The 20616-nt window shown below is 42.8% G+C and carries 20 protein-coding genes; 5 read left to right on the top strand and 15 right to left on the bottom strand.

Annotated elements, in window-relative coordinates; genetic code table 11:
- Window positions 1-124: 124 nt before the first annotated feature.
- Complete coding sequence (locus LCU_RS09615) at window positions 125-2731, top strand: transglycosylase domain-containing protein (protein WP_244924706.1); 2607 nt, start codon at window positions 125-127, stop codon at window positions 2729-2731.
- Between the two features lie 184 nt (window positions 2732-2915).
- Here the strand turns inward: LCU_RS09615 and ccpA are convergent, their stop codons facing one another.
- The gene (ccpA, locus tag LCU_RS09610; RefSeq protein ID WP_004270523.1) at window positions 2916-3917 is read right to left on the bottom strand and encodes a catabolite control protein A; all 1002 of its coding nucleotides are present in this window, start codon (window positions 3915-3917) and stop codon (window positions 2916-2918) included.
- 217 nt (window positions 3918-4134) lie between these two features.
- On the opposite strand from ccpA, the gene LCU_RS09605 reads away from it, so the two are divergent.
- Window positions 4135-5232: a M24 family metallopeptidase gene (locus tag LCU_RS09605; protein WP_004270512.1), complete on the top strand. Its 1098-nt coding sequence runs from the start codon at window positions 4135-4137 to the stop codon at window positions 5230-5232.
- A 990-nt stretch (window positions 5233-6222) separates the two neighbouring features.
- Here LCU_RS09605 and LCU_RS09600 read toward each other — a convergent pair.
- Window positions 6223-6675, bottom strand: coding sequence for a YtxH domain-containing protein (locus tag LCU_RS09600; protein WP_004271254.1), 453 nt, complete (start codon window positions 6673-6675; stop codon window positions 6223-6225).
- Window positions 6676-6680: 5 nt separating this feature from the next.
- Entirely contained in the window at window positions 6681-7115 is a 435-nt protein-coding gene (locus LCU_RS09595; RefSeq protein WP_004271257.1) for a DUF948 domain-containing protein, read from the bottom strand.
- Between the two features lie 156 nt (window positions 7116-7271).
- Here LCU_RS09595 and LCU_RS09590 point away from each other — a divergent pair, with 156 nt between their 5' ends.
- Complete coding sequence (locus LCU_RS09590) at window positions 7272-8168, top strand: mechanosensitive ion channel family protein (protein ID WP_004271253.1); 897 nt, start codon at window positions 7272-7274, stop codon at window positions 8166-8168.
- A gap of 31 nt (window positions 8169-8199) precedes the next feature.
- Window positions 8200-9096, top strand: coding sequence for a DUF368 domain-containing protein (locus LCU_RS09585; RefSeq protein ID WP_056966979.1), 897 nt, complete (start codon window positions 8200-8202; stop codon window positions 9094-9096).
- A gap of 327 nt (window positions 9097-9423) precedes the next feature.
- On the opposite strand, the gene LCU_RS09580 is transcribed toward LCU_RS09585, so the two are convergent.
- From LCU_RS09580 to murI, 7 genes are all read right to left on the bottom strand, one after another.
- Window positions 9424-10302, bottom strand: a complete 879-nt coding sequence (locus tag LCU_RS09580) for an IS3 family transposase (protein ID WP_280525415.1) — start codon at window positions 10300-10302, stop codon at window positions 9424-9426.
- Window positions 10303-10319: 17 nt separating this feature from the next.
- Window positions 10320-10571, bottom strand: coding sequence for an IS3 family transposase (locus LCU_RS09575; RefSeq protein ID WP_002816285.1), 252 nt, complete (start codon window positions 10569-10571; stop codon window positions 10320-10322).
- Window positions 10572-10638: 67 nt separating this feature from the next.
- The gene (locus LCU_RS09570; protein ID WP_056966564.1) at window positions 10639-11286 is read right to left on the bottom strand and encodes a hypothetical protein; all 648 of its coding nucleotides are present in this window, start codon (window positions 11284-11286) and stop codon (window positions 10639-10641) included.
- A gap of 582 nt (window positions 11287-11868) precedes the next feature.
- Window positions 11869-12360, bottom strand: coding sequence for a cyclic-di-AMP-binding protein CbpB (gene cbpB / locus LCU_RS09565; RefSeq protein ID WP_004265018.1), 492 nt, complete (start codon window positions 12358-12360; stop codon window positions 11869-11871).
- A 98-nt stretch (window positions 12361-12458) separates the two neighbouring features.
- Entirely contained in the window at window positions 12459-12980 is a 522-nt protein-coding gene (locus LCU_RS09560) for a metallophosphoesterase family protein (RefSeq protein WP_004265059.1), read from the bottom strand.
- Between the two features lie 114 nt (window positions 12981-13094).
- Window positions 13095-14312: an XTP/dITP diphosphatase gene (locus tag LCU_RS09555; RefSeq protein ID WP_004265085.1), complete on the bottom strand. Its 1218-nt coding sequence runs from the start codon at window positions 14310-14312 to the stop codon at window positions 13095-13097.
- Window positions 14296-15123, bottom strand: coding sequence for a glutamate racemase (gene murI, locus LCU_RS09550; protein ID WP_004265082.1), 828 nt, complete (start codon window positions 15121-15123; stop codon window positions 14296-14298). Before murI ends, LCU_RS09555 begins: the two co-directional genes overlap by 17 nt.
- A gap of 188 nt (window positions 15124-15311) precedes the next feature.
- Between murI and LCU_RS09545 the strand changes: the two genes are divergently transcribed.
- On the top strand, window positions 15312-16049 hold the full coding sequence (locus LCU_RS09545) for a YslB family protein (RefSeq protein ID WP_056966566.1): 738 nt from the start codon (window positions 15312-15314) through the stop codon (window positions 16047-16049).
- Window positions 16050-16162: 113 nt separating this feature from the next.
- On the opposite strand, the gene dltD is transcribed toward LCU_RS09545, so the two are convergent.
- From dltD to LCU_RS09520, 5 genes are read right to left on the bottom strand one after another with little or no spacing between them, the layout of a single operon-like run.
- Entirely contained in the window at window positions 16163-17431 is a 1269-nt protein-coding gene (gene dltD / locus LCU_RS09540; RefSeq protein WP_056966567.1) for a D-alanyl-lipoteichoic acid biosynthesis protein DltD, read from the bottom strand.
- Between the two features lies 1 nt (window position 17432).
- Window positions 17433-17669 carry a D-alanine--poly(phosphoribitol) ligase subunit DltC gene (dltC, locus tag LCU_RS09535; protein WP_039099252.1) on the bottom strand — a complete coding sequence of 79 codons (237 nt, stop codon included), beginning with the start codon at window positions 17667-17669 and terminating at the stop codon, window positions 17433-17435.
- A 29-nt stretch (window positions 17670-17698) separates the two neighbouring features.
- Window positions 17699-18907, bottom strand: a complete 1209-nt coding sequence (dltB, locus tag LCU_RS09530) for a D-alanyl-lipoteichoic acid biosynthesis protein DltB (protein WP_056966569.1) — start codon at window positions 18905-18907, stop codon at window positions 17699-17701.
- Window positions 18900-20426 carry a D-alanine--poly(phosphoribitol) ligase subunit DltA gene (gene dltA / locus LCU_RS09525; protein WP_056966571.1) on the bottom strand — a complete coding sequence of 509 codons (1527 nt, stop codon included), beginning with the start codon at window positions 20424-20426 and terminating at the stop codon, window positions 18900-18902. The genes dltB and dltA overlap by 8 nt, the downstream gene beginning before the upstream one ends.
- 18 nt (window positions 20427-20444) lie before the next feature.
- On the bottom strand, window positions 20445-20594 hold the full coding sequence (locus LCU_RS09520; protein WP_004265165.1) for a teichoic acid D-Ala incorporation-associated protein DltX: 150 nt from the start codon (window positions 20592-20594) through the stop codon (window positions 20445-20447).
- Window positions 20595-20616 lie beyond the last annotated feature (22 nt).

The raw sequence follows: 20616 nt of genomic DNA, 5'->3' as shown, positions 1-20616 counted from the left end.
AACTATTATATAATATGGGACAGTATGAGAAAAAAGGTGGCGTTATTATTTGAATGATCCAAAGCACCGTTCCAGTCGATGGCGAGCACTGCTCCAGTCGAGCAGACAAAAGGTCTCAACGCTATTGACATCTGCTAAAGACAGACTCGCACATTTGCTCCATTTACCCGATAAACGTTCTGCACAACCAACTAAGGAACAAAAAAGAGCCTACATCCAAGAGTTGAGCCAATCACCACTCTCTTTTAAGATTAACGTCTTCTTTGAAGCCATTAAGAGTATTTTTCTCTATGGGATCTCAATTGGCTTAATCTGTATGGCGCTCGCTGCTGGAATTGGCGCGGGCTATTTTGCTGCGTTAATGAAATCCGAACCAATTCCTAGTTATCAAGTGCTAAAGCAACAACTTGATAATACCGATCAAGCAGCCGGTTTATACTTTGCCAAGAACAATAAGTTCGGCGCAATCAAAACCGACTTAATTCGGACTCCCATCAACATCCATGAGATGTCCCCTTATCTAAAGGATGCGATTGTTGCAACCGAAGATGAGGATTTCTATAAACACGATGGGGTTGTCCCCAAAGCACTCTTGCGGGCCGTTATTTCCGATGTCACTGGGTTTGGTTCACAAACCGGTGGCTCGACTTTAACGCAACAATTGATTAAGATGCAGGTTTTAACCTCCCAAGTAACCCTTAAACGGAAAGCAACCGAAGTCTTGCTCGCCTTGCGGGTCGATAAGTATTTCACTAAAAAAGAAATCTTACAAGACTACTTAAACGTTGCCACTCTTGGCCGTAACAATAAAGGACAAAATATCGCTGGTGTTCAAGAAGCAGCATTGGGCCTATTCGGCAAAAATGCTAAGGATCTTTCTCTAGCCGAGGCTGCCTACATTGCTGGTCTGCCACAGAGTCCTTCCGTCTATACACCATATGATCAAGACGGCACCCTTAAAGATCCTGAATACTTAAAATATGGTCTAGATCGTAAAAATACCGTGTTATTCCGGATGTATCGTGACGATCGCATTACAAAGGCTGAATACAAAGCCGCTAAGAAAGTCGACTTAACCAAAGAATTCCAACCAAAAGCCGATCCAGCCGAAACAACGAAGAGTTATGGCTATGTTTATAACTTACTTGAAACACAAGCAACTGATATTATGGCCAAACAGTTAGCCAAAGAAGCCAATGTTTCAACTGCCAAACTTAACAAAGATCCAAATCTCTACAAACAATATGAAACACAAGCAACTGAATTACTCAGCACTAAAGGCTATCAAATTCACAGTACTATCGATCAAGAAATTTACGATGCCATACAAGGGGTTGTTCACCAACAGGGCGCAACATTCGGACGGACTTATACCGATACCGTTACTGACGAAGAAACGGGGTTACAAAAGACCGTTTCGTCCCCTGTTCAAAACGGGAGCGTCTTGTTAGATAACCGCACTGGGAAAGTGATTTCTTTTGTCGGCGGACGTGATTTCTCACTCAAACAAACAAACTACATGTTGACCAAACGTTCTCCTGGTTCAACTATCAAGCCATTGTTAGTCTATGGTCCAGCAATCGATCAGAAACTGATTGGTTCTAAAACGATGTTGGCCGATTTCAAGACCAACTTCAAGGATTACGCACCAACCGATTACGGTGGCACGATCCAGAACAAATTCATTCCAGCTGACGAAGCGTTAGCCCAGTCATTGAATATTCCAACCGTTAACCTTTATAACGCTTTGAAGAACACAACAGATCCTTCTAAGTACATGAGTAAGATGGGCATCAACCTCACCGCTGATGAATACAGTCAACTGGGGATTTCACTTGGTGGGACCAGTGATGGGGTCAGCGTCTTAGAACAGGCCAGTGCATTTTCAACCTTCGCGGATCAAGGTGAACATACCGACGCCTACGTGATTGAAAAGATTACGGATCCCGCCGGTAATGTCGTTTACCAACATCACGCTAAGAAGAAACGCGTCTTTTCAAAAGCAACGTCGTACATCATGAACCAAATGTTAGCCGGCGTTTTAACAGATGGGACTGCTACTTCAATTTACGATCAACTCTACTTTAATACCAACAACTTAGTTGGGAAAACCGGGACTTCAAATGATAACCGCGATATCTGGTTTATCGGGAGTACCCCTGGGATCACCCTCGCTTCATGGATGGGTTATGACAGTACTGGTCGTAACTTAACTGACAACTCAAGCCAGATTAATGAAAGATACTGGTCAAAATTGGCCAACAGCGTTTATCAGATCAACCCAAGCCTCATGCGTTTGGAAGATGATCATGAAAAGCCAAGTACGGTCACAAGCAGCAAAGTCTTGAAATTAACTGGTCAATTACCTGGCACGGTTTCAATCAACGGCAGCTCACAGAACTTGAACGGTTCAACCGTCACCTCGCTTTATAACAACTGGACGCCAAAAGCAACTAGCTATGAATTCGGGATTGGCGGTTCTGCCCGGAACTACGAAACTTTCTGGAACCACTATTTAGGTTATAACAACGGCTATGGTTCAATTACCTATAGCACCGCTGATGAATTAAATCCAACTAGTGGCTACAGTAGTCGTCGCAGTGGCACCGCAGCAACAACGACAAATAATTACACAGCAAACACAACTGGTACTGCTGCTACGACTGGCACTACAACCGGTACGAATTATACAGCGAATACCAATCCAACAGATACAGAGACAACGAACTAAACTAAAAAAAGGCCTCAGTTCTAACGATTTAAAATCGTTTGGAACTGAGGCCTTTTTTGATTGGTGGAAACGTGCTCTTGTTTGCAACAACTTCCGCTTAATCTAAAAATCCCGTTAATCCTAAAACCTGGATTAACGGGATTTTTTTATTAATGCTCAATTGCTGACCGCAACCAATAGCACTCTATTTTGTTGATTCTCTTGCTACGATACTGTATGGCAATAGGATTGTCTTGTCGTTTACGTCTTCTTTGTTCATCATCTTTGTTAAAAGCCGCATTGCTACGGCACCCATATCATACAATGGTTGTGAGATTGACGTCATCTTAGGACGTACCATTTCAGTTAACTTCGTGTTGTTACTTGTCACAACTTCGAATTCAGCTGGGATTTGAACGCCGGCATCAACTGCCCCGTTCAAGACACCAACTGCCAATTCGTCATCACTGACAACAGCAGCTGTTGCCCCAGTTGCTTTGATTTTGCTGAACAATGCTTCACCAGCACTGTAGCTGTATTCTGTTTCAAAAATTAAACTTTCGTCATAAGCAATGCCTGCTTCATTCAAGGCATCCTTGTAACCGCATAAACGATACTTGCTGTTAATTGGGAATTTCAAGCTACCACAAACGAACGCCACTTTGTCATGACCATTTTTGATTAACTTCAAAGTTGCATCTTTAACAGCGGCAACGTAATCGATGTTAACACTACCCACTTGTTCGTCTGGATCAATTGAACCAGCTAACACGATTGGTGTCTTTGAACGTGAGAATTCAGCGCGGATTTCGTCTGAAATACTGTGGCCCATGTAGATTAAACCGTCAACTTGTTTTGCCAATAAGGTATTCAACACTTGAACTTCCTTTTGGTTGTTTTCATCTGAGTTAGCCAAAATAATGTTGTACTTGTACATTGTCGCAACATCGTCAATCCCACGAGCAAGTGATGCAAAATAGATGTCACTAACGTCGGGAATGATGACCCCAACCGTTGTTGTCTTCTTGCTTGCTAATCCACGGGCCACCGCATTTGGACGGTAGTCAAGACGGTTAATAACTTCAAGAACCTTCTTACGTGTTGCGGGTTTCACATTCGGGTTACCATTGACAACTCGTGAGACAGTTGCCATTGAAACGTCGGCTTCGCGCGCAACGTCATAAATTGTAATTGTTTGTTTTTCCATGATTAAATGATTCCTTTCATTTGTAAAATAAAATAGATTATATTTTCAGCAGTTTTCATTTTACTTCTTGATTAATTTAACAGAGATTTAAAGCAAATGCAAGCGGTTTACACTAATTTTCATGAAATTTACATTTTTGTTTTCATTTGTGGTTTACATTACCGTTTACATTGGTTGTGATATACTAGTGATATCAATTGTAAAGGAAGTGCTTTAGATGAATAATCAATTAGCCCAATTACAAAATTGGCTTGGTGAGAATAATATGGATGTGGCTTACATCAGTAATCCAACCAACATCCTCTATTTCACTGGTTTCGAAAGTGATCCTGCAGAACGGGTCTTAGCCCTCTTTGTTTTTGCAGATCAGGACCCATTCCTATTTACACCACAATTAGAAGTTGAATCTGCTAAAAAAGCTGGCTGGAAACTCGACGTTTACGGCTATCTCGATCACGAAGATCCATACGCAATCATCGCAGATCAAATCAAGAAACGGAATGCGAACCCTACACGTTGGGCACTTGAAAAAGACGACCTTCCTGTTCAACGTTACGAAGCCATTCTAAAGCAATTCCCAGACGCAACATTCCCAGGCGACGCTTCACGTTTCATGGAAAACTTAAAATTAATTAAAACACCCGAAGAAATCGCTTTAATGGAAGCAGCCGGCCGTGAAGCCGATTATGCTTTCGAAGTTGGTTTCAATGCCTTAAAAGCAGGTAAAACAGAACAAGATATCGTTGCAGAAATCGAATACGCATTAATGCGCAAAGGCGTTATGCATATGAGTTTTGATACCATCGTACAATCGGGTATCAACGCAGCTAACCCCCATGGTGGCCCCGAAGCCAACATTTTAACCCCAGATGCCCTCGTGCTCTTTGACCTTGGGACATTGCATAAGGGTTACATGAGTGATGCGACGCGGACCGTTGCTTTTGGCAAACCTGATGCGAAATCACTCGAAATTCACAAAGTCTGTCTTGAAGCAAACTTAACTGCCCAAGCAGCAATCAAACCCGGTATCACAGCGGCTGAATTAGATAAGATTGCACGTGACGTCATCACTAAAGCGGGCTACGGCGAATACTTCATCCACCGTCTAGGTCACGGCATTGGAACTTCAGAACACGAATTCCCATCAATCATGGAAGGCAACGACATGATTATCAAGCCAGGCATGTGTTTCTCAATCGAACCAGGAATCTACATCCCAGGCGTTGCCGGTGTTCGAATTGAAGACTGTGTCCACGTAACAGAAACAGGATCAGAAGCCTTCACACACATGACAAAAGAACTACAAACATTCTAAGAGTGCTGATTCAAACGGGTTGGCTTTGAGGATTAACCAAAAAACGCGGATTATGACGCTTTTCGTCATGATTCGCGTTTTTTGGTTAACCGGAAAAGGCAGTTTGAAACAGCACGTTTCAATAAGAGTGCCCTTAATTGCGGTCAGCAACTGAGCACTAATTAAAAAAGGCAGACGAAATCACAAAATGATTTCGCCTGCCTTTTGTTTTAAAGAACTTTATAATCCCTAGTCGTTAACCATTCAAACTATGTTACAGTAATCCTAACAGTAAGTTTATGACGGTGGCTAACGCTCAGAAATGAGGTGATGCCTATGTTGATTAAGCGTTACCTTGAGAAAGGATAACATGTCGGTTTTCAACGCACTGATGTTGGCAATTTCGGTTGCCATGTTAGTTATTGAGATTCTGAAATTTAATCAAAAAAAATAACCGTCTAAACTTTGACGAGTCACGGTTATTTTTTACCAAAAACTTGCCACCGTCTTAAGCGGACTGTGGAGAAGAGTCGTGTTGTCGCACGGCTCTTTTTCTATGCTTTCATTATAACACCGGCCCTTAAAATTTGCATCAGTTGAATGGTAGTTAACCATTCAAACTATGTTACAGTAATCCTAACAGTAAGTTTATGACGGTGGCTAACGCTCAGAAATGGGGTGATGCCTATGTTGATTAAGCGTTACCTTGAGAAAGGATAACATGTCGGTTTTCAACGCACTGATGTTGGCAATTTCGGTTACCATGTTAGTCATTGAGATTCTGAAATTTAATCCAAAAAAATAACCGTCTAAACTTTGGAGGTTTACGGTTATTTTTGCTATAAACCATGCCACCGTCTTAAGCGGACTGTGGAGAAGAGTCGTGTTGTCGCACGGCTCTTCTCCTATGTTTTCATTATAACACCGACTTTTAAAATTTGCACTAGTCGTCAATTCAAACAAGCAAAAAAGCCCCCGCTAAATCAGGCTTGGCGGGGGCTTTTTCATTGATTATTTATCTTCAGTGACTTCTTCTTGAACAGTTTCAACAGCGGCGGCTGCTTCGTCTTTGGCTTGGCCAAATGCACTCTTGCCGTCGATCACGATATCGTCGAAATCTTCTTGGCTAGCTTCAAGGCTGCCGCCAAATTGTGATTTCAAGTCTGCTGTTTTTTCATCAAATTGTGCTTTTGCTTGTTCTTTGATATCAGACGCATTGTCTTGCCAATCACTTGCATAATCATGGACGCGATTCATGTGTAGCTTTGCGTCGTCTTTTAAGTCTGCTGCTGTTTCACTTGCTAAATAGTAGTAGTCTTGTGCGCGATCCATTAAATCATCACCTAAGTCCACTAATTTTGATTGTAATTCCTTACCCGTCTTAGGAGTTAACATTAATGTTGCACCAATGGCTGCTGCGCCACCGACTAATACACCTAATAGAAAATGTCCTTTTTTTGCCATGAGAATTACTCCTTATCCTTTGTTTGACGTCGATTTTGGTAAAATCTTAATGCACTTGCGCCAACCTTCGAAGCGACCGTTGCCTTAGCGGTTGTCCGCCCAACGTTGGTAACATGTTCCGTTAAATTGCGACTTGCCGTATTCAAACTTGAAACGCTCTCGCCAAGTTCGCCAGCCGCTCTGAAAACAGGATCCAAGTCAGCGACTTTCCCGTTCACATCGTCTAGCAATACGTTGGCTTTGCTGAGTAAACCTTCTACTTCTTTAGATAAAATATCAACATTCTCAGTAACAACCGTGACACTCTTGTTGGCTTCCGTTACTGTCTTAGAAACATCCGTTAATACTTTTGTGACTTTTAATAGCATCACTATTAGAAAAACAACTAGGACCGCAAAAGCCCCTGCGGCGATTAGCGCCGCAATTTGACCACCCGTCATTGATTTGTTCCTCCTACTTCGTTATCTATTACATTGTCTCTTAAAGACTAGAATAGCATTATTTCCCTTAACCTTCAATTATCTTCACTATATTAGGTGCCATTTTTTCTGACATTTGCTAAACTAAAGACATGCTACAAAAAAGGAGTTTCACGCATGTTCACACGTTTATTAGCGGCCGCACCAACTCCGGTCGAATCTGTTCAGAAACAGACCAATATTTTTATGCGCTACATCACTTCAATTGACTGGGATAAATTACTCAGCACCCTCGTTGCTGGATTGTTTCAAATTATCCTACTCTCCGCTTTATTCTACCTCATCAATCGCTTAGGTAAATACATCATTAAGCGTAGCTTCAGAAAATACCGCAAAACTGATGGTTTCTCAAGTAACCGCATGAACACCATTTATACTTTGATGGTCAACGCTTTTTCATACCTCGTGATTTTCTTCTATCTCTATGCGCTACTCAGCGTTCTCGGCGTTCCTGTTGGTACCTTGATTGCCGGCGCTGGGATCTTCAGTTTAGCCATTGGGTTAGGCGCACAAGGTTTCGTCAACGATATCGTTACCGGTTTTTTCATCCTCGCAGAACAACAATTCGATGTGGGTGATATGGTTAAAATTGGTACGGTAGAAGGTACCGTCAACGCGATTGGCTTACGAACCACACAAGTTCAAAGTTACGATGGCACCTTAAATTTCATTCCTAACCGCAATATCTCGATCGTCAGCAACCTATCCCGCAATGATATGCGTGTTCTGATTAACATTCGCATCTTACCCGACACCGACTTACAACTGTTAGCGGCAACCGTCAATGAAGTCAATGTGCAACTGGTGCCCAAACATCCTGAAATACAAGATGGCCCTACGATTCTCGGGGTAACCACCCTCGCAGATGGTGTCCTTGCTTACCAGATTGTTATGCACACCACTAACGGCGAACAAGCTGCCACTAACCGTACTTTCTTACAGGCTTACTTGCAAGCCTTGAATGAAGCTGGTGTCCCATTACCTTCAACACCCGTTACAATTCCCACCAAATAAAAGTCCCCTCATATAAAAAGGAGAACCGCTTATGCCACTTATTAACGCACTCAAAGGCGCCCTAATCGGCGTCGCACTCGTAATACCTGGTCTATCCGGCAGCATTTTCGCCGTTATCGTTGGTCTATACGAACCGCTTCTGGCGGCTATCGCGCAATTCAAAAAAGATTGGCGCCAAGCAATTGGCTTTTTATGGCCAATCGGGATTGGCGCTGGGATCGGCGTCTTACTCTCCACCAAAATCATTCTTTGGTTATGCACCGCTTATCCACTAGCGGCATACAGTTTCTTCATCGGTCTTGTCGTCGGCAGTCTCCCATTCATCTGGCGTAGACTCGCCGGACTCAACTGGCAAAAAGTGTTAATCGCCATCGTCTGTGGCGCAATTATGCTACTACTCACCCAGATTGGTGGTCACCAATCTGAATCCGACATCGCTATCAAACAACTCACTACCCTCCAAGACTTTGGCACGTTACTATTTGCCGGCTTCTTCTCAGTATCACTCATGCTCATCCCAGGCGTCTCTGGGTCAATCATGATCATGATTGTGAAGCAATATGGCACTGTTTATCACGCTGTCAGTCAACTACTCGACTTAATGGTCTACCTCGTCACAGGACGCTTGACACAAGCCACAGAAGCGTTCAAAAGCGTCGCGCTCCTCTTACCGTTCATCATTGGGGCCGTCATCGGAACTGTGATTGTTGCTAAATTAATGCACTACCTATTAGCACACTTCGTCGAATACGTTTACGCCGGTGTGCTCGGCGTTGTCATTGCCGCCATCTGGATTCTTGCCCAAACCGGCGTCGCACCAGCCTGGCCAGCCCTAACAACCGCCACAGCACTACTAGGACCCATCGCACTCATCATCGCTATGATCATCCTAGGCACAATCGCAACAATCTACTTCGACAAAGCATAGAGTGCTGTTAAAGCGATTTGCCTCTGAGTATTAATTAAAAATGAGCCTCAATCTCGTCTTTTGAGATTAAGGCTCATTTTAGATTAAGCGGAAGGGGTTGCAATTAAAAAGCACGTTTCCACAAAAAAACTATCCACACCCTTCCCAATCAGGTTGTGGATAGTTTTTATTTATTATAGTGCTTTAATCGCTCTAAGATGTTCAATGGATTGAAGTCAATATTTGAGACAGATTTTAAGAGACATTCAGAACCGCGTTTACCTTCCACAGCTCAAATAAATCATTAATCGCGATTAATAACTTATTTGAACCCTGGAAAGCATTAAATCAGGCGGCCATTTGGCTCGTAAGTGTTGCAATTTCAACTTGTAAGGGGGTCTGGTAGCTCAGTGAACTATGAATTCTCTTCCTATTGTAGAAAGCATGCACATATTCAAAAAGGACGGCAGCGGCAGTTTCATAATCTTCAAAGACCGGCACTGGATAAACACATTCCTTTTTGAGGAAAGCGTGAAAGGATTCCATTGGCGCATTATCATACGGATAACCCTTACGGCTGTATGAGTGGCGGATATGTAGCTCAGTTAAACGTTGATTGTAATCATCGCTGGTATACTGTGATCCTAAATCCGTATAGATAATCAGGTCCCCAGTAATGGTTCGATTTTTAACCGCGCTTTCAAGGGTCTTTAAGACTAAATCAGTAGCCATCTTTTTTGAGAACGAATAGCCGATAATCCGTCGTGAGTGCAGGTCCATGATGGTTGATAAGTAACACCAGCCATTACGCTTCGTTTGAATATAGGTCATATCAGCGGTCCATTTTTGATTTAAACCAGTGGTCGAGAAATCCTGCTTAAGCAAGTTGGGACGCTGTTCAACCTTGGTTTTGGAAGCCGAAGCCGCTTTCCACTTATTGACGGTAACGGAGTGGCTATCCAGTTCCTTCATGAGCCGGGAAATCCGTCGTGGACTGCACCGAAGCTGCAGTGGTTGAAGTTCCAGATTCAATTCATGGTGGATCTTCATAACACCGTATCGCTGCTTAAATTCCGCAAAGATCCGCAGAATCCGTTGTTTCAAGCCCGCATCTTCGGCCCGGCGTTTTGAAGGTTTGGGGGATCGATAACGATAATACTGAGCTCTGGAAACACCGAGGATTCGGTACATCTTGGTTACCTGGTGGTGATGGCTTTCTTGGTGAATGTAATCAAAGATATTGGTTACTTCTGCGCAAGGAAGCCCAGGGCTTTTTTTAGGATTTCGTTCTCCTCAGACAGCGAAGCCAGTCGCTTTTCCATCGCTTTGATTTCGTCTGGCGATTTACCGGATTGAGTTTTGGCCTGGCCCTGGATCCACTTATGAACTGTTGAATAGCCAATGCCATATTCTCTGGCCAGTTGGGCAGCTGATTCGCCTTGCTTATATAGGTTGATAATGTTTTGTTTGAATTCTTTGTCGTAACGAGTTGGCATGTAAAAATTCCTTCCTTTTGAGAGATGATTTATTCATTATACCCTCTCTTAAAAGTTGTCTCAGGAATCAGCTTACATCCACTTTTTTATAATCAATGTAGTTATCTTTAATTAGACCATTTTCATCATATTTAAGGTTCGTGCCATCAAGCGATCCATACTCATCTATAGCAGGCATATGCACTGTTTCACTTGAAACTCCAGGAATATAAACCGGGAAAGCATTGTAAGGATATGGAATTTCAATTTGGTCACCGTTGCCATCAACAGGGTTAGCTACATCTTCAATCGTTGTAACGTTGTTTTGACCAGATAAAGGAATCGAAAAGTCTGGATATTCACTGCCCGGATCAGTCAAATCTGAAAGCCAGTATCGTGGTTGAATAATCACCGATTTACTCGTGGTCGATTTAACGCTTTCCTTTTTCTCAGAAATACTTGAACTCGATTCTGAATCAGAACTCTTTGAACTCGACTTACTATCTGAGCTTGTTGAAGTACTGCTTGTCGATTGTGATTGCAACGAACTGGCTAATCTTTCAGAAACTGAGCTCGCGCCTTCAATTGCGCTTCGTGGGTTCACAATCTTAGAAGTCGTGTTGGCTGTCACCGTCTCCTTATTCACAGCCACCGCTAATGCGCTACCAAATGACTGTACGATTGTAGTGGTTAAGAAAATAATTGCTAAAATTAGATGGACGACTCTCTTTTGCATATCAAATTTCCTCCCAGTTCTAATGCCTTTAAAACTTTGTTACATGATAATTTTTCGATATTTTGACTATGTTCATCAGGCATAACTTTGACGGTATCACTACTTCCCCCTAGGCTAGACTCCCAAGAATGCCTATGCAGGGGTGAATATTAGTCATCTAACCATCATTACCCAAGAACAATATGTAACGATATAAGAGGTTCACAACTCATGAGTTGCGACCTCTATTAATAATTACCTTTATTACATAAAATATTTGTCCGCGAATTTTTTTGAAATTTAAATATTATGAACAAATCCATTTAAATGCGATTATATCAACGTTTAGATAATATATATTTTTTGAATAATTACGAAAAATAAACTTGTATGCCCTTAAATAATGGTGTAAACTGGTTTTATATTAAAGGGGTCACAACTCATGAGTTATGACCTACTATCATGGATTTTTTAAAGTCATTACGTCTAACTTAATTTTGCTTACAAATGTTGATATACCAGTAATTAAGCTGGATTCAGTCCAAAACAAAAAGCGTCTTCCAAACATTATTCGTTGGTGTCTGGAAGACGCTTTTTTCACCCTTATTGTCCTTTTTGGGTTGTTTCTGTGGTTATTGGCTCGATTTGGTATTCTTTTTCGATATTATGGGCTACTCGGTTGAAGCTTTTCATCATTTCGCGCCGGGTAACAATCCCTGTGAACTCCCCTTCATCCGAAATCACAGGCAGATAGGGGTGATCAACTAAGAGATGGAGCGTTTCTTCAATATCATATGGATCTCTAATCGTCACGACATCGGTTTGCATGACATCTTTAACGGTCAGCTTCCGCAAATTTTCGAAACTGAGGTTATTCAATCCGAGCATCGTCTCGGTAATTAACGGCATCGTCAACATCCCTTTGAACTTCGAATGGTTGTCTAAGACGGGAATGCTCGAATATTTCACCGTGGTTAGTAGAATAAACGCATGTTCCAAGGAGTTGCTTTCTTGAACACTCGCAACAACCTCACCGGGAATTAAGAAGTGTTCTTTATTTTCTAATAATAAGTTCGAAAATGCATCTGAAATCATCACTTGGCCTCCAATAAACTAATGCTACTTTTAGATTGTAACAAAGAGCAAACACAAAAGACCATCCATAGCTACTAAACTTTGGATAGTCTTTAGAATTAGGCGCGTTTAAATGTAAAGTGTAACTGCGAAACGGGTTCGAACCGACGATTGTAGTACTGGATTTGATATTGGTCAGGTGTGACGTCTACAACGGCGTATGTCCCTTTCAAGTCACGGAACTGCCCCCGTGGTTGGGCAATGCTGCCAGGGTTCAAGAGCAGCACACCTTCGTGCATTTCACAGGCCAATTGGTGTGTATGCCCATAGAACGCGAGATTAGCTTGGCTTTCTTGGGCCGCTAATAAAAGCCGCATTAAATCGCCATTTACACCATACAAGTGCCCGTGCGTTAAGAAGATTCGTTCATTTGCAACTGGGACAACAACTTGTGCTGGAAATTGACCATTGAAATCCATATTGCCTTGCACAACGGTCATTTGGTTAAACAAGGGATCATCGGTTGTTAATTCAGAATCCCCGCAATGTAACATGGTTACTGGTTGATCTTGATACTGCGCCACTAACTGCACGAGAATATCGCGATCACCATGACTATCACTCACAACAACAAAACGCATACTAAACAGTCCTTTCGGCGCCAAGGGGCGTTGTTTTTTGAAACGTGCTTCTTCCGACATATTCTTCCGGCTAGCTACATCAGCCAAATCTAAACGTGATCCTGCCGTCGCACGCTAGTCTTTGATCCATTCTTTCCATTTATCTTCTAGGTTCTCAATTGCTTTTGCGCGGTGGCTGATTTTATTTTTTTGTTCCACCGTGAGTTGGGCCATCGTTGCATCTAATTCTGGCACGTAGAAAAGTGGGTCATAGCCGAAGCCGTTATCCCCACGAGGAATACCTAGAATTTGGCCCTTCACGTTACCTTCAACGACTAAATCTTCATCTGGTCGGTCTGGTTTAGCAAAAACCAATGTTGTATGGAAGGTTGCGGTCCGCTTTTCAGCAGGCACACCCGTTAATTCATAGAGCAACTTCGCGTTGTTGCCGGCATCGTTATGATCACCAGAGAAGCGTGCAGAATAAATTCCTGGACGACCACCTAGTTCATCAACCATTAGACCAGAATCATCTGCCAAGACAGGTAAGTGTAAGATCGCTGCAATTTGATCCGCCTTTAGGCGAGCATTTTCTTCAAATGTCGAACCAGTTTCATCAATGTTTGGCAATTCTGGGTAATCTAATAATGTTTTGATTTGAATCCCTTCCGCTGCGAAGACGGATTCGAATTCGCGGGCCTTACCTGGATTCTTCGTGGCAATCACGATTGTTTGTTCATCGGTATCAGCCACTTGGATATTCGGTTGAACGGCGCGTTCAAAACTGGCTTGACGTTGATCATTGGTTCGCGTCACACCTTGGCTTGCACGTAAAATAAGTTCGTTGAATTCACTACTATTGACTGCTTGTTGTCCGCCGAGTTCAAGGGCGATGATTTGTTCCTGCGGTGTGGCCACCATCGTCACCAAGCTAGTCGCTAGGTCGCTTTCCGCGGCGTCTGGGTCACCGAGTGACTCACCAGCGACCATCGCTGCTGTGACGGCTGCAGCGACTTGTTTGGGGCCTTTGCCTTTTGGTAATAAGGTTAGTGCGCAATAAACAGCGTTGAAGAGTTCTGCTAATAAGCCGCCACCATCTTCAAGACAGGTTACGGTGATAGTGAGTGCTTCGGTTGCCAATAAGGGGCGTAATGTCGTTTGCAACCATTCTAATTGGTGCGCTGTTATGCCATTGCCATTGACTTGCAAGGAACCTTCTGTAGGTTGAACAGCAGCGAGCACTTTGGTATCACCGCGTTGCCATAGAACAGAAGCGGGTTGTTGCTTTAGAAAACGCCAAGTGACTTGCACTGGCCGTAAATCATTATCAGCACGATTATTCATTCGGACCATCGTTTTTTTCCTCCTTAATGATAACTTGTTGGGCTTCAAGGGTTGGGATTGCTAACCATTGACGCGCGATTGCTTCGAAATTGGTTACAGATCCGGTCGTATAGGTGTGTAGTTGCCCAGCTGTTGCATCGGCCACCAACTGATTGCGATCTTGTAATGCCTGAATCAAACTATCAACAGCGGCATGCGCGGGGTCAACCAGCGTGACTGCCGGTCCAACTGTCTTTTGAATCGCCGCGGTTAATAATGGGAAGTGGGTACAGCCGAGAATTAACGTATCAATTCCCGTCCCGCTTAATGGCGCGAGGGTTTCGTCAACCGTGTTTTGCACAGTTTCGCCACTCAATTGGTTTGCTTCAATCATCGGTACAAAAGTTGGCGCAGCCAAACTCGTGACGTGTGTCGCCGGTTTGAGTGCCTTTAGTTGATAGGCATATGCGCCACTGTTAATCGTTCCGGTCGTGGCAATTACCCCGACATGCCGATTACGGGTCGTTGCCAATGCCGCTTGGCTACCTGGTGCAATCACACCGATTACAGGAATCGTCAATTGCGCTTGTAAATCAGGTAAGGCGGCCGCCGTTGCGGTATTACAGGCGACAACCAATGCTTTAATATTTTGCCCCCGTAGAAAATTGGTCATCTGCCACGCAAATTTGCGCACGGTTTCCGCCGGCTTTTCACCATATGGTAGGCGCGCTTGATCCCCGATAAAGACCATGTCTTCGTTGGGTAGACGTTTAAGCGCCTCTTTTAAGAGGGTTAGGCCCCCCACACCTGAATCCATAAAACCAATGGGTTGTTTTTGCATATTAGATTTCTCTTTTCATTTCAGGATACACTCGTAACTTCTATTTTCTCTTTTTTCGGTGCAAAATTCAACTAAAACAACGGGCACGGCCGGCAATTCACAGTTGGCGTTAATTTTTATAAAAAATAAAGAGTTTTCGCGGTATAATAGGAGTACTTATAAAAAACGAACCATAAAGGAGTGCCACTGTGACTCAATCACGCTATGAACAACTCGCCCAAAATCCACAAACTGCATCATATCTGACACAGGCAACATTACGGGATATCTTGTTACCATCAATTCTTGGGGCCGAAAATGACGCCATCAGCTATTGGGCCGGTAAGCAACTCGCTTTGCAATTCCCACTCGATTCTTTCGAAGACCTCTGTGCCTTCTTCGAACAAATCAACTTCGGCCATCTCAGTCTTAAGAAACAGAAGAAGGAACAATACTTCTTCGAATTAACAGGCCCGATTGTCGCTTCACGGATTGCGGATTTCGATACTCCTGACTTCCAATTAGAAGCCGGCTTCGTTGCCCAAATCCTCGAACAACAATTGCGGATTGTGACTGAAGCCAAAGCAACCATTGAAAATAAAAAAAACGTAACGATTTTCGTCCAAACAGATTCAAAAGCACCAATTGAAGACGAAGCAGTCGAAGCCATTCATTTAACGGTTGATGCATCACAAGTCGCATCTGTACCAAGTGAATCAGAATCTGTTGAAGAAGAACCAGCACCTGTGATGACACAACCTGTTGAAGCAGCCCCTGAAGAAGTGGCTGCTCCCACACTAGAACCAGAATCCGTTCCAGAAACACCAGTTGTTCCTGAACCGGTGGAACCAGAAAACAAGCCAACTTCTGAAGAAACACCACACTACACAAGAACCCGCGTGGCAGACTTACCAAGTCGACGAGAAATGCATAGAAAACACAGATAAGCATGTGCTATAAAAAAAGGGTAGGAACAAAATTAAATTTTGTTCCTACCCTTTTTGAATACTTAGCATATTAAACGTGTTAATCCTCAAGTGATAACCGGCTCTGTCTCACTCTAATCAAAGTCATGGACGTTATTGCCGCTGACGTTTTGCCAGTCGCGACTTAAGAAGTCGTTTGACATGTCATAGTGCACTGCTTTTGCTTTTTTCGTTCTCATGAATGGTTGGAGTTTTTGATCAACTTTCAACCAGCCACGCCAGCCAAGATGAATCGTATCTTGCATGAAGAATTGTTCATTACCGTCGTTAGTCATATCAACAATGTTGTTGAAGCCTTGCGTTCTCAATTGATATTGAATCTTCTTATCAAAACGATTCAACATCGCTTGTGAGAGCCCTGTATAAGCGGCCCAACGCGCATTAACGGGTGGAATGATGAATTGAACAGATACTTTATGGGCTGCGAAGTAATCTAACATCAATTGGAAATCAGCAAACTCAGGTGAACTTTCATAGTTAAAGTGACTTTGTTCACCCTTCAATTTACCAACATTGGGTTTAACCCGTTTTTTGTAAAAACTATTTTGAATGCCAAACGGATTATCACCCGTTACTTTTTGTCCTAATTCCGTTGCGACTTGATCAAGTTGCATGTTATCAGGTTGTTTTGGTAACACCTTCAAGCCTTTACGCAATTCGCGTTCACGACCCCGAATGAATAATTGGCTGAAGAGTTGATCTTGATGTTGTAACGCTGGGCGTTTCACATTATTAATGTATACTTTTTGCGTCTCCGTTAAAGGTATGCCTAAAGCTTTGTTCTTCAATGCATCCCGCATTACCCCGTTGGTTGTATCACTTGTGAGTTCTAGAATTCGTTTCGCTGCATACCGCGTACTTTCAGAATCCTTCGCGTGGATTAAGAAATAACTGGTTTGTAGTGGTGAATAGAAGAAATCGAACATCTCAGGTTTTACCCCTTGTGGTACAAACCATTGTGGCGAAATAACGACGACGGCCTTTTTACCGTTCAAGTGATTACCAGTCGCTTGAAGTGATAAAAAGTGGGTCAATGACTGAGTCCCTGGTGCCCCTAGTAGGAATGGCTTATTTTGCCAATCATACTTGTTTGCCATAACAGATGGATGTAACGCGTCCATTCGGGATAGTTCGGATGAACCAATCATCGGAATGTAGTTGTCGTTAAATGCAGCATCTTTGATGGCTTCCCCTTTTAGCACATTGGCGGATAATGACGTCGCCGCTGTCGACAACGTCTTTTCGCTAGGTCGTCCTAATCGAAGAGGTGATAGTAATAAGGCTGTTAAGCAGAGACCGGCCACTAAAACCGGGCCGAAAATTTGCCATAAACGTTTAAACATTTTATTGCAATTCCTTTACGCGAGCAATGATCTTGTTAGGTGTTGACCATGCTTCACGATCGAATTCTGAAACAGGTACTTCAATATCTAATTGGCCTTGTAATTCAAGTAACATTTGCACAGTTGCCATTGAATCTAATGTCCCTGATTCGAATAATTCCATATCCATATCGTCTTTAATATCGTCGTTCCCTGTTAAATCTGCTAAAATTTCTACTACTGTATTTTCTACGTCCATGATTAAATCGCTCCTTTAGTGTGTAGGTCTTAGTGGAACCATAACCGGTCCAAAAAGCCTGAGAAAATTAGAAAACTGAGACAAACGGTGTTAAACGTTGCAAAAATTGCTAAGTAGTTCGTCCACCGATTGCTGATAATGTGATCCTTGTGTTTCTTCTTGAAACGCAACCAGACATCGGTAAGGATGATCCAGATGGCGTGGAACAAGCCGTAAACAATGTAGTACCATGTCAACCCATGCCAGAAGCCCATCAATAAGAAGAGTGTTAAATAGCCGAGATTGGCAATGAGGACCTTGTTCTTGGTAATCTTATGTTTCATCAAGAAGAACACTAAGCGCATGTAGATGTAATCTCTAAACCAGAATGATAATGTCATATGCCATCTATTCCAGAATTCCTTGATATTGGTTGATGCAAATGGCTTGTTAAAGTTAATTGGCGTTTCAACACCCATCACATAACTTGTCGCAACAGCGAATAAACTGTAGCCCGCAAAATCGAAGAATAAATACATACTGTAAACATACATGTAACCAACAAGCCCCCATGAGATATCAAGGAACCCACCGCGACTCGCCATTGCTAAATGCGCAACTTTAGGGAGTAACACGGTCCCGAATAAGTAACCGAGCATAAACTTATACACAAAGCCCAACATGAAGTTGTGGACTGCCTTGCCCAGTAAGTCGAGATAATGGTCACGATCAGGAACTTTTAGGTAATCTTTTTTGAAACGACGATAACGGTCAATTGGTCCTGATGAAATCGTCGGGAAAAATAGCATAAATTGTAAGAATAACCATGGTTCAAATTTCTTAATACTGCCATCACGGGTTTCCATAATCATCCCAACTGACTTAAATGTCAGATAACTGATCCCCAAGAAGCCAAGAATTGAATTACTACCCGGATTTAAGAATGGCACGAACTTGACAATCACTAGCGGCATAATCGCTAAGATAACAGCCAGATCGAATAGCCAGGTGTTGTTGTGCTTTTGACGATAGACAGTGTATCCCCAAATCAGTGCTCCTTCGAACAGGACGTAACCAATCAAGGCAATTCCCTGGTGAACCTTATCCCCGTCAAAGATTAGGATCAAAAAGAGCAGTGAGACAAGTGTCTCATAAACATGCCAACGTTTGCCGTTAAGTAAGCCAATCACTAACGGAATTAACGCCGCACCTAGAATGAGAAAGTAGTTCGGATTCGCGTACGGTTGTAAATTAGGCATTGCCATTAACCTCTTTAATCAACGCTTTACGATCAATCTTCCCATTGACGGATAATGGTAATTTTTCTTGATAAACAAATCGTTGCGGAATCATGTAGTCCATCGTATTTTCAGCGAGTTCTGCTTTTAACGTCTTCGTTAAATCATTGCCCGCTTCTTGACCGTCTGCTGGCACAACATAGGCAATCAATTGGGTGACTTGATGGGCTTTGTTGTAGCGCGGTACGGTACATGCTTGATGAACGGCTGCTAATTGGCTTAAGTGGTGGTCGATTTCCTCTAGTTCAATCCGGTAACCGTGCATCTTAACTTGGAAGTCGGTCCGCCCTTTATAAAAGAGCAAGCCATCTTCGTTTTGGGTGACCAAATCGCCTGAATGGTAGAAGCGTTGCCCGTCTTTTTCGAAGAAGGCTGCAGCTGTTTTTTCAGGATTATTCAAGTACCCTTTTGAAACACTTGGGCCACTGATTAAGAGTTCACCAGGTTGACCAACTGCGACTGGATTATTTTGTTCGTCCACTACGACAGTTTGAGTATCAGCCTTTGTGTAGCCGATTGGGAGTCGGTCGTAAGTCGCTAAGACCTCCGCCGTAATTTCGATGCTAGTCATCGCAACCGTTGCTTCGGTTGGACCGTAAGTATTGAAGATTTGCGCATCACCGAAACGTTCGATTAACTTCGTTGCTGTTTGATGCGTTAATTCTTCCCCACAGAAGACGAATTGTTTTAATTCTGGGAAATGTTCACTATCAAATGTTGGTGATAATAAGCAGATTTCTGCAAAAGATGGTGTTGAAACCCATTCGTTCACCTTAAGAGTTGGCAAGACTTCAAATAACGTCTTGAAGTTGTCCGTCACAGCTTTTTCTAAAACGACGAGGGTTGCACCTGAGCATAACCCGGGAAATAAATCCATGACTGATAAATCGAATGAGTATGGGGCCTGAATTAGAACGCGGCTGTTATCCGCAACGTTGAAAGCTGGGTTGGCCCAGTCAACGAAACTTTGTAAATTGCTTTCGCTGATTTGGACGCCTTTAGATAACCCTGTTGTCCCTGACGTGAAGATGATGTAGAAATTCTCATTCCCTTGCACACTTTGGCTAGCATCATAATCGGTTGCTCCGTTTGCAATCACATCTGTCAATTGGGTTTCTGCGAAAACGGGCATATTAACATCAATTGCTGTTTCACTAGCCCATGATAGGACAGCAGCCGGCGTTGCGACTGATTCAATCTGTTTAATCCGCGCTGGATCTGAATGTTGTTCCACCGGAATATAAGCATGGCCTGCTTTAACAGCACCTAGAAAAGTTGCTACCATCTCGAAGTTTTGACCACCGAAGATAATCACCGGTGCTTTAGCTGGCAAGTCTTGGCTTTGAATGAAATGAGCAATCCGGTCTGAAGCAGCCTTTAAGTCGGCGTAAGTGTGTTGCGTCGTGCCTAATTGATAAGCCACAGTTTGTGGTTGGTCAATTGCAATCGCATCAATTTGTTGAATGATATTCTTTTTCATTTTAACGACGCTCCTTCATTAGAATTCATTGTAGATAAATTTAGGACTACCGATACCACTGTAATCATATAAATAAAGTAGAATTAGCAGAATAACAAAATAAATTATGGTTTTGCCAATGAAATTGACGGCCGGTTTATTCCAAAAATTAAGTATTTTTTGACCCATTTTTTCACCATCTCTTTCTCTC

This window comes from Latilactobacillus curvatus JCM 1096 = DSM 20019 (assembly GCF_004101845.1).
Classification (GTDB): domain Bacteria; phylum Bacillota; class Bacilli; order Lactobacillales; family Lactobacillaceae; genus Latilactobacillus; species Latilactobacillus curvatus.
Note: the sequence above shows the minus strand (reverse complement) of the source record. Positions and strands in the feature narration are given on the sequence as shown.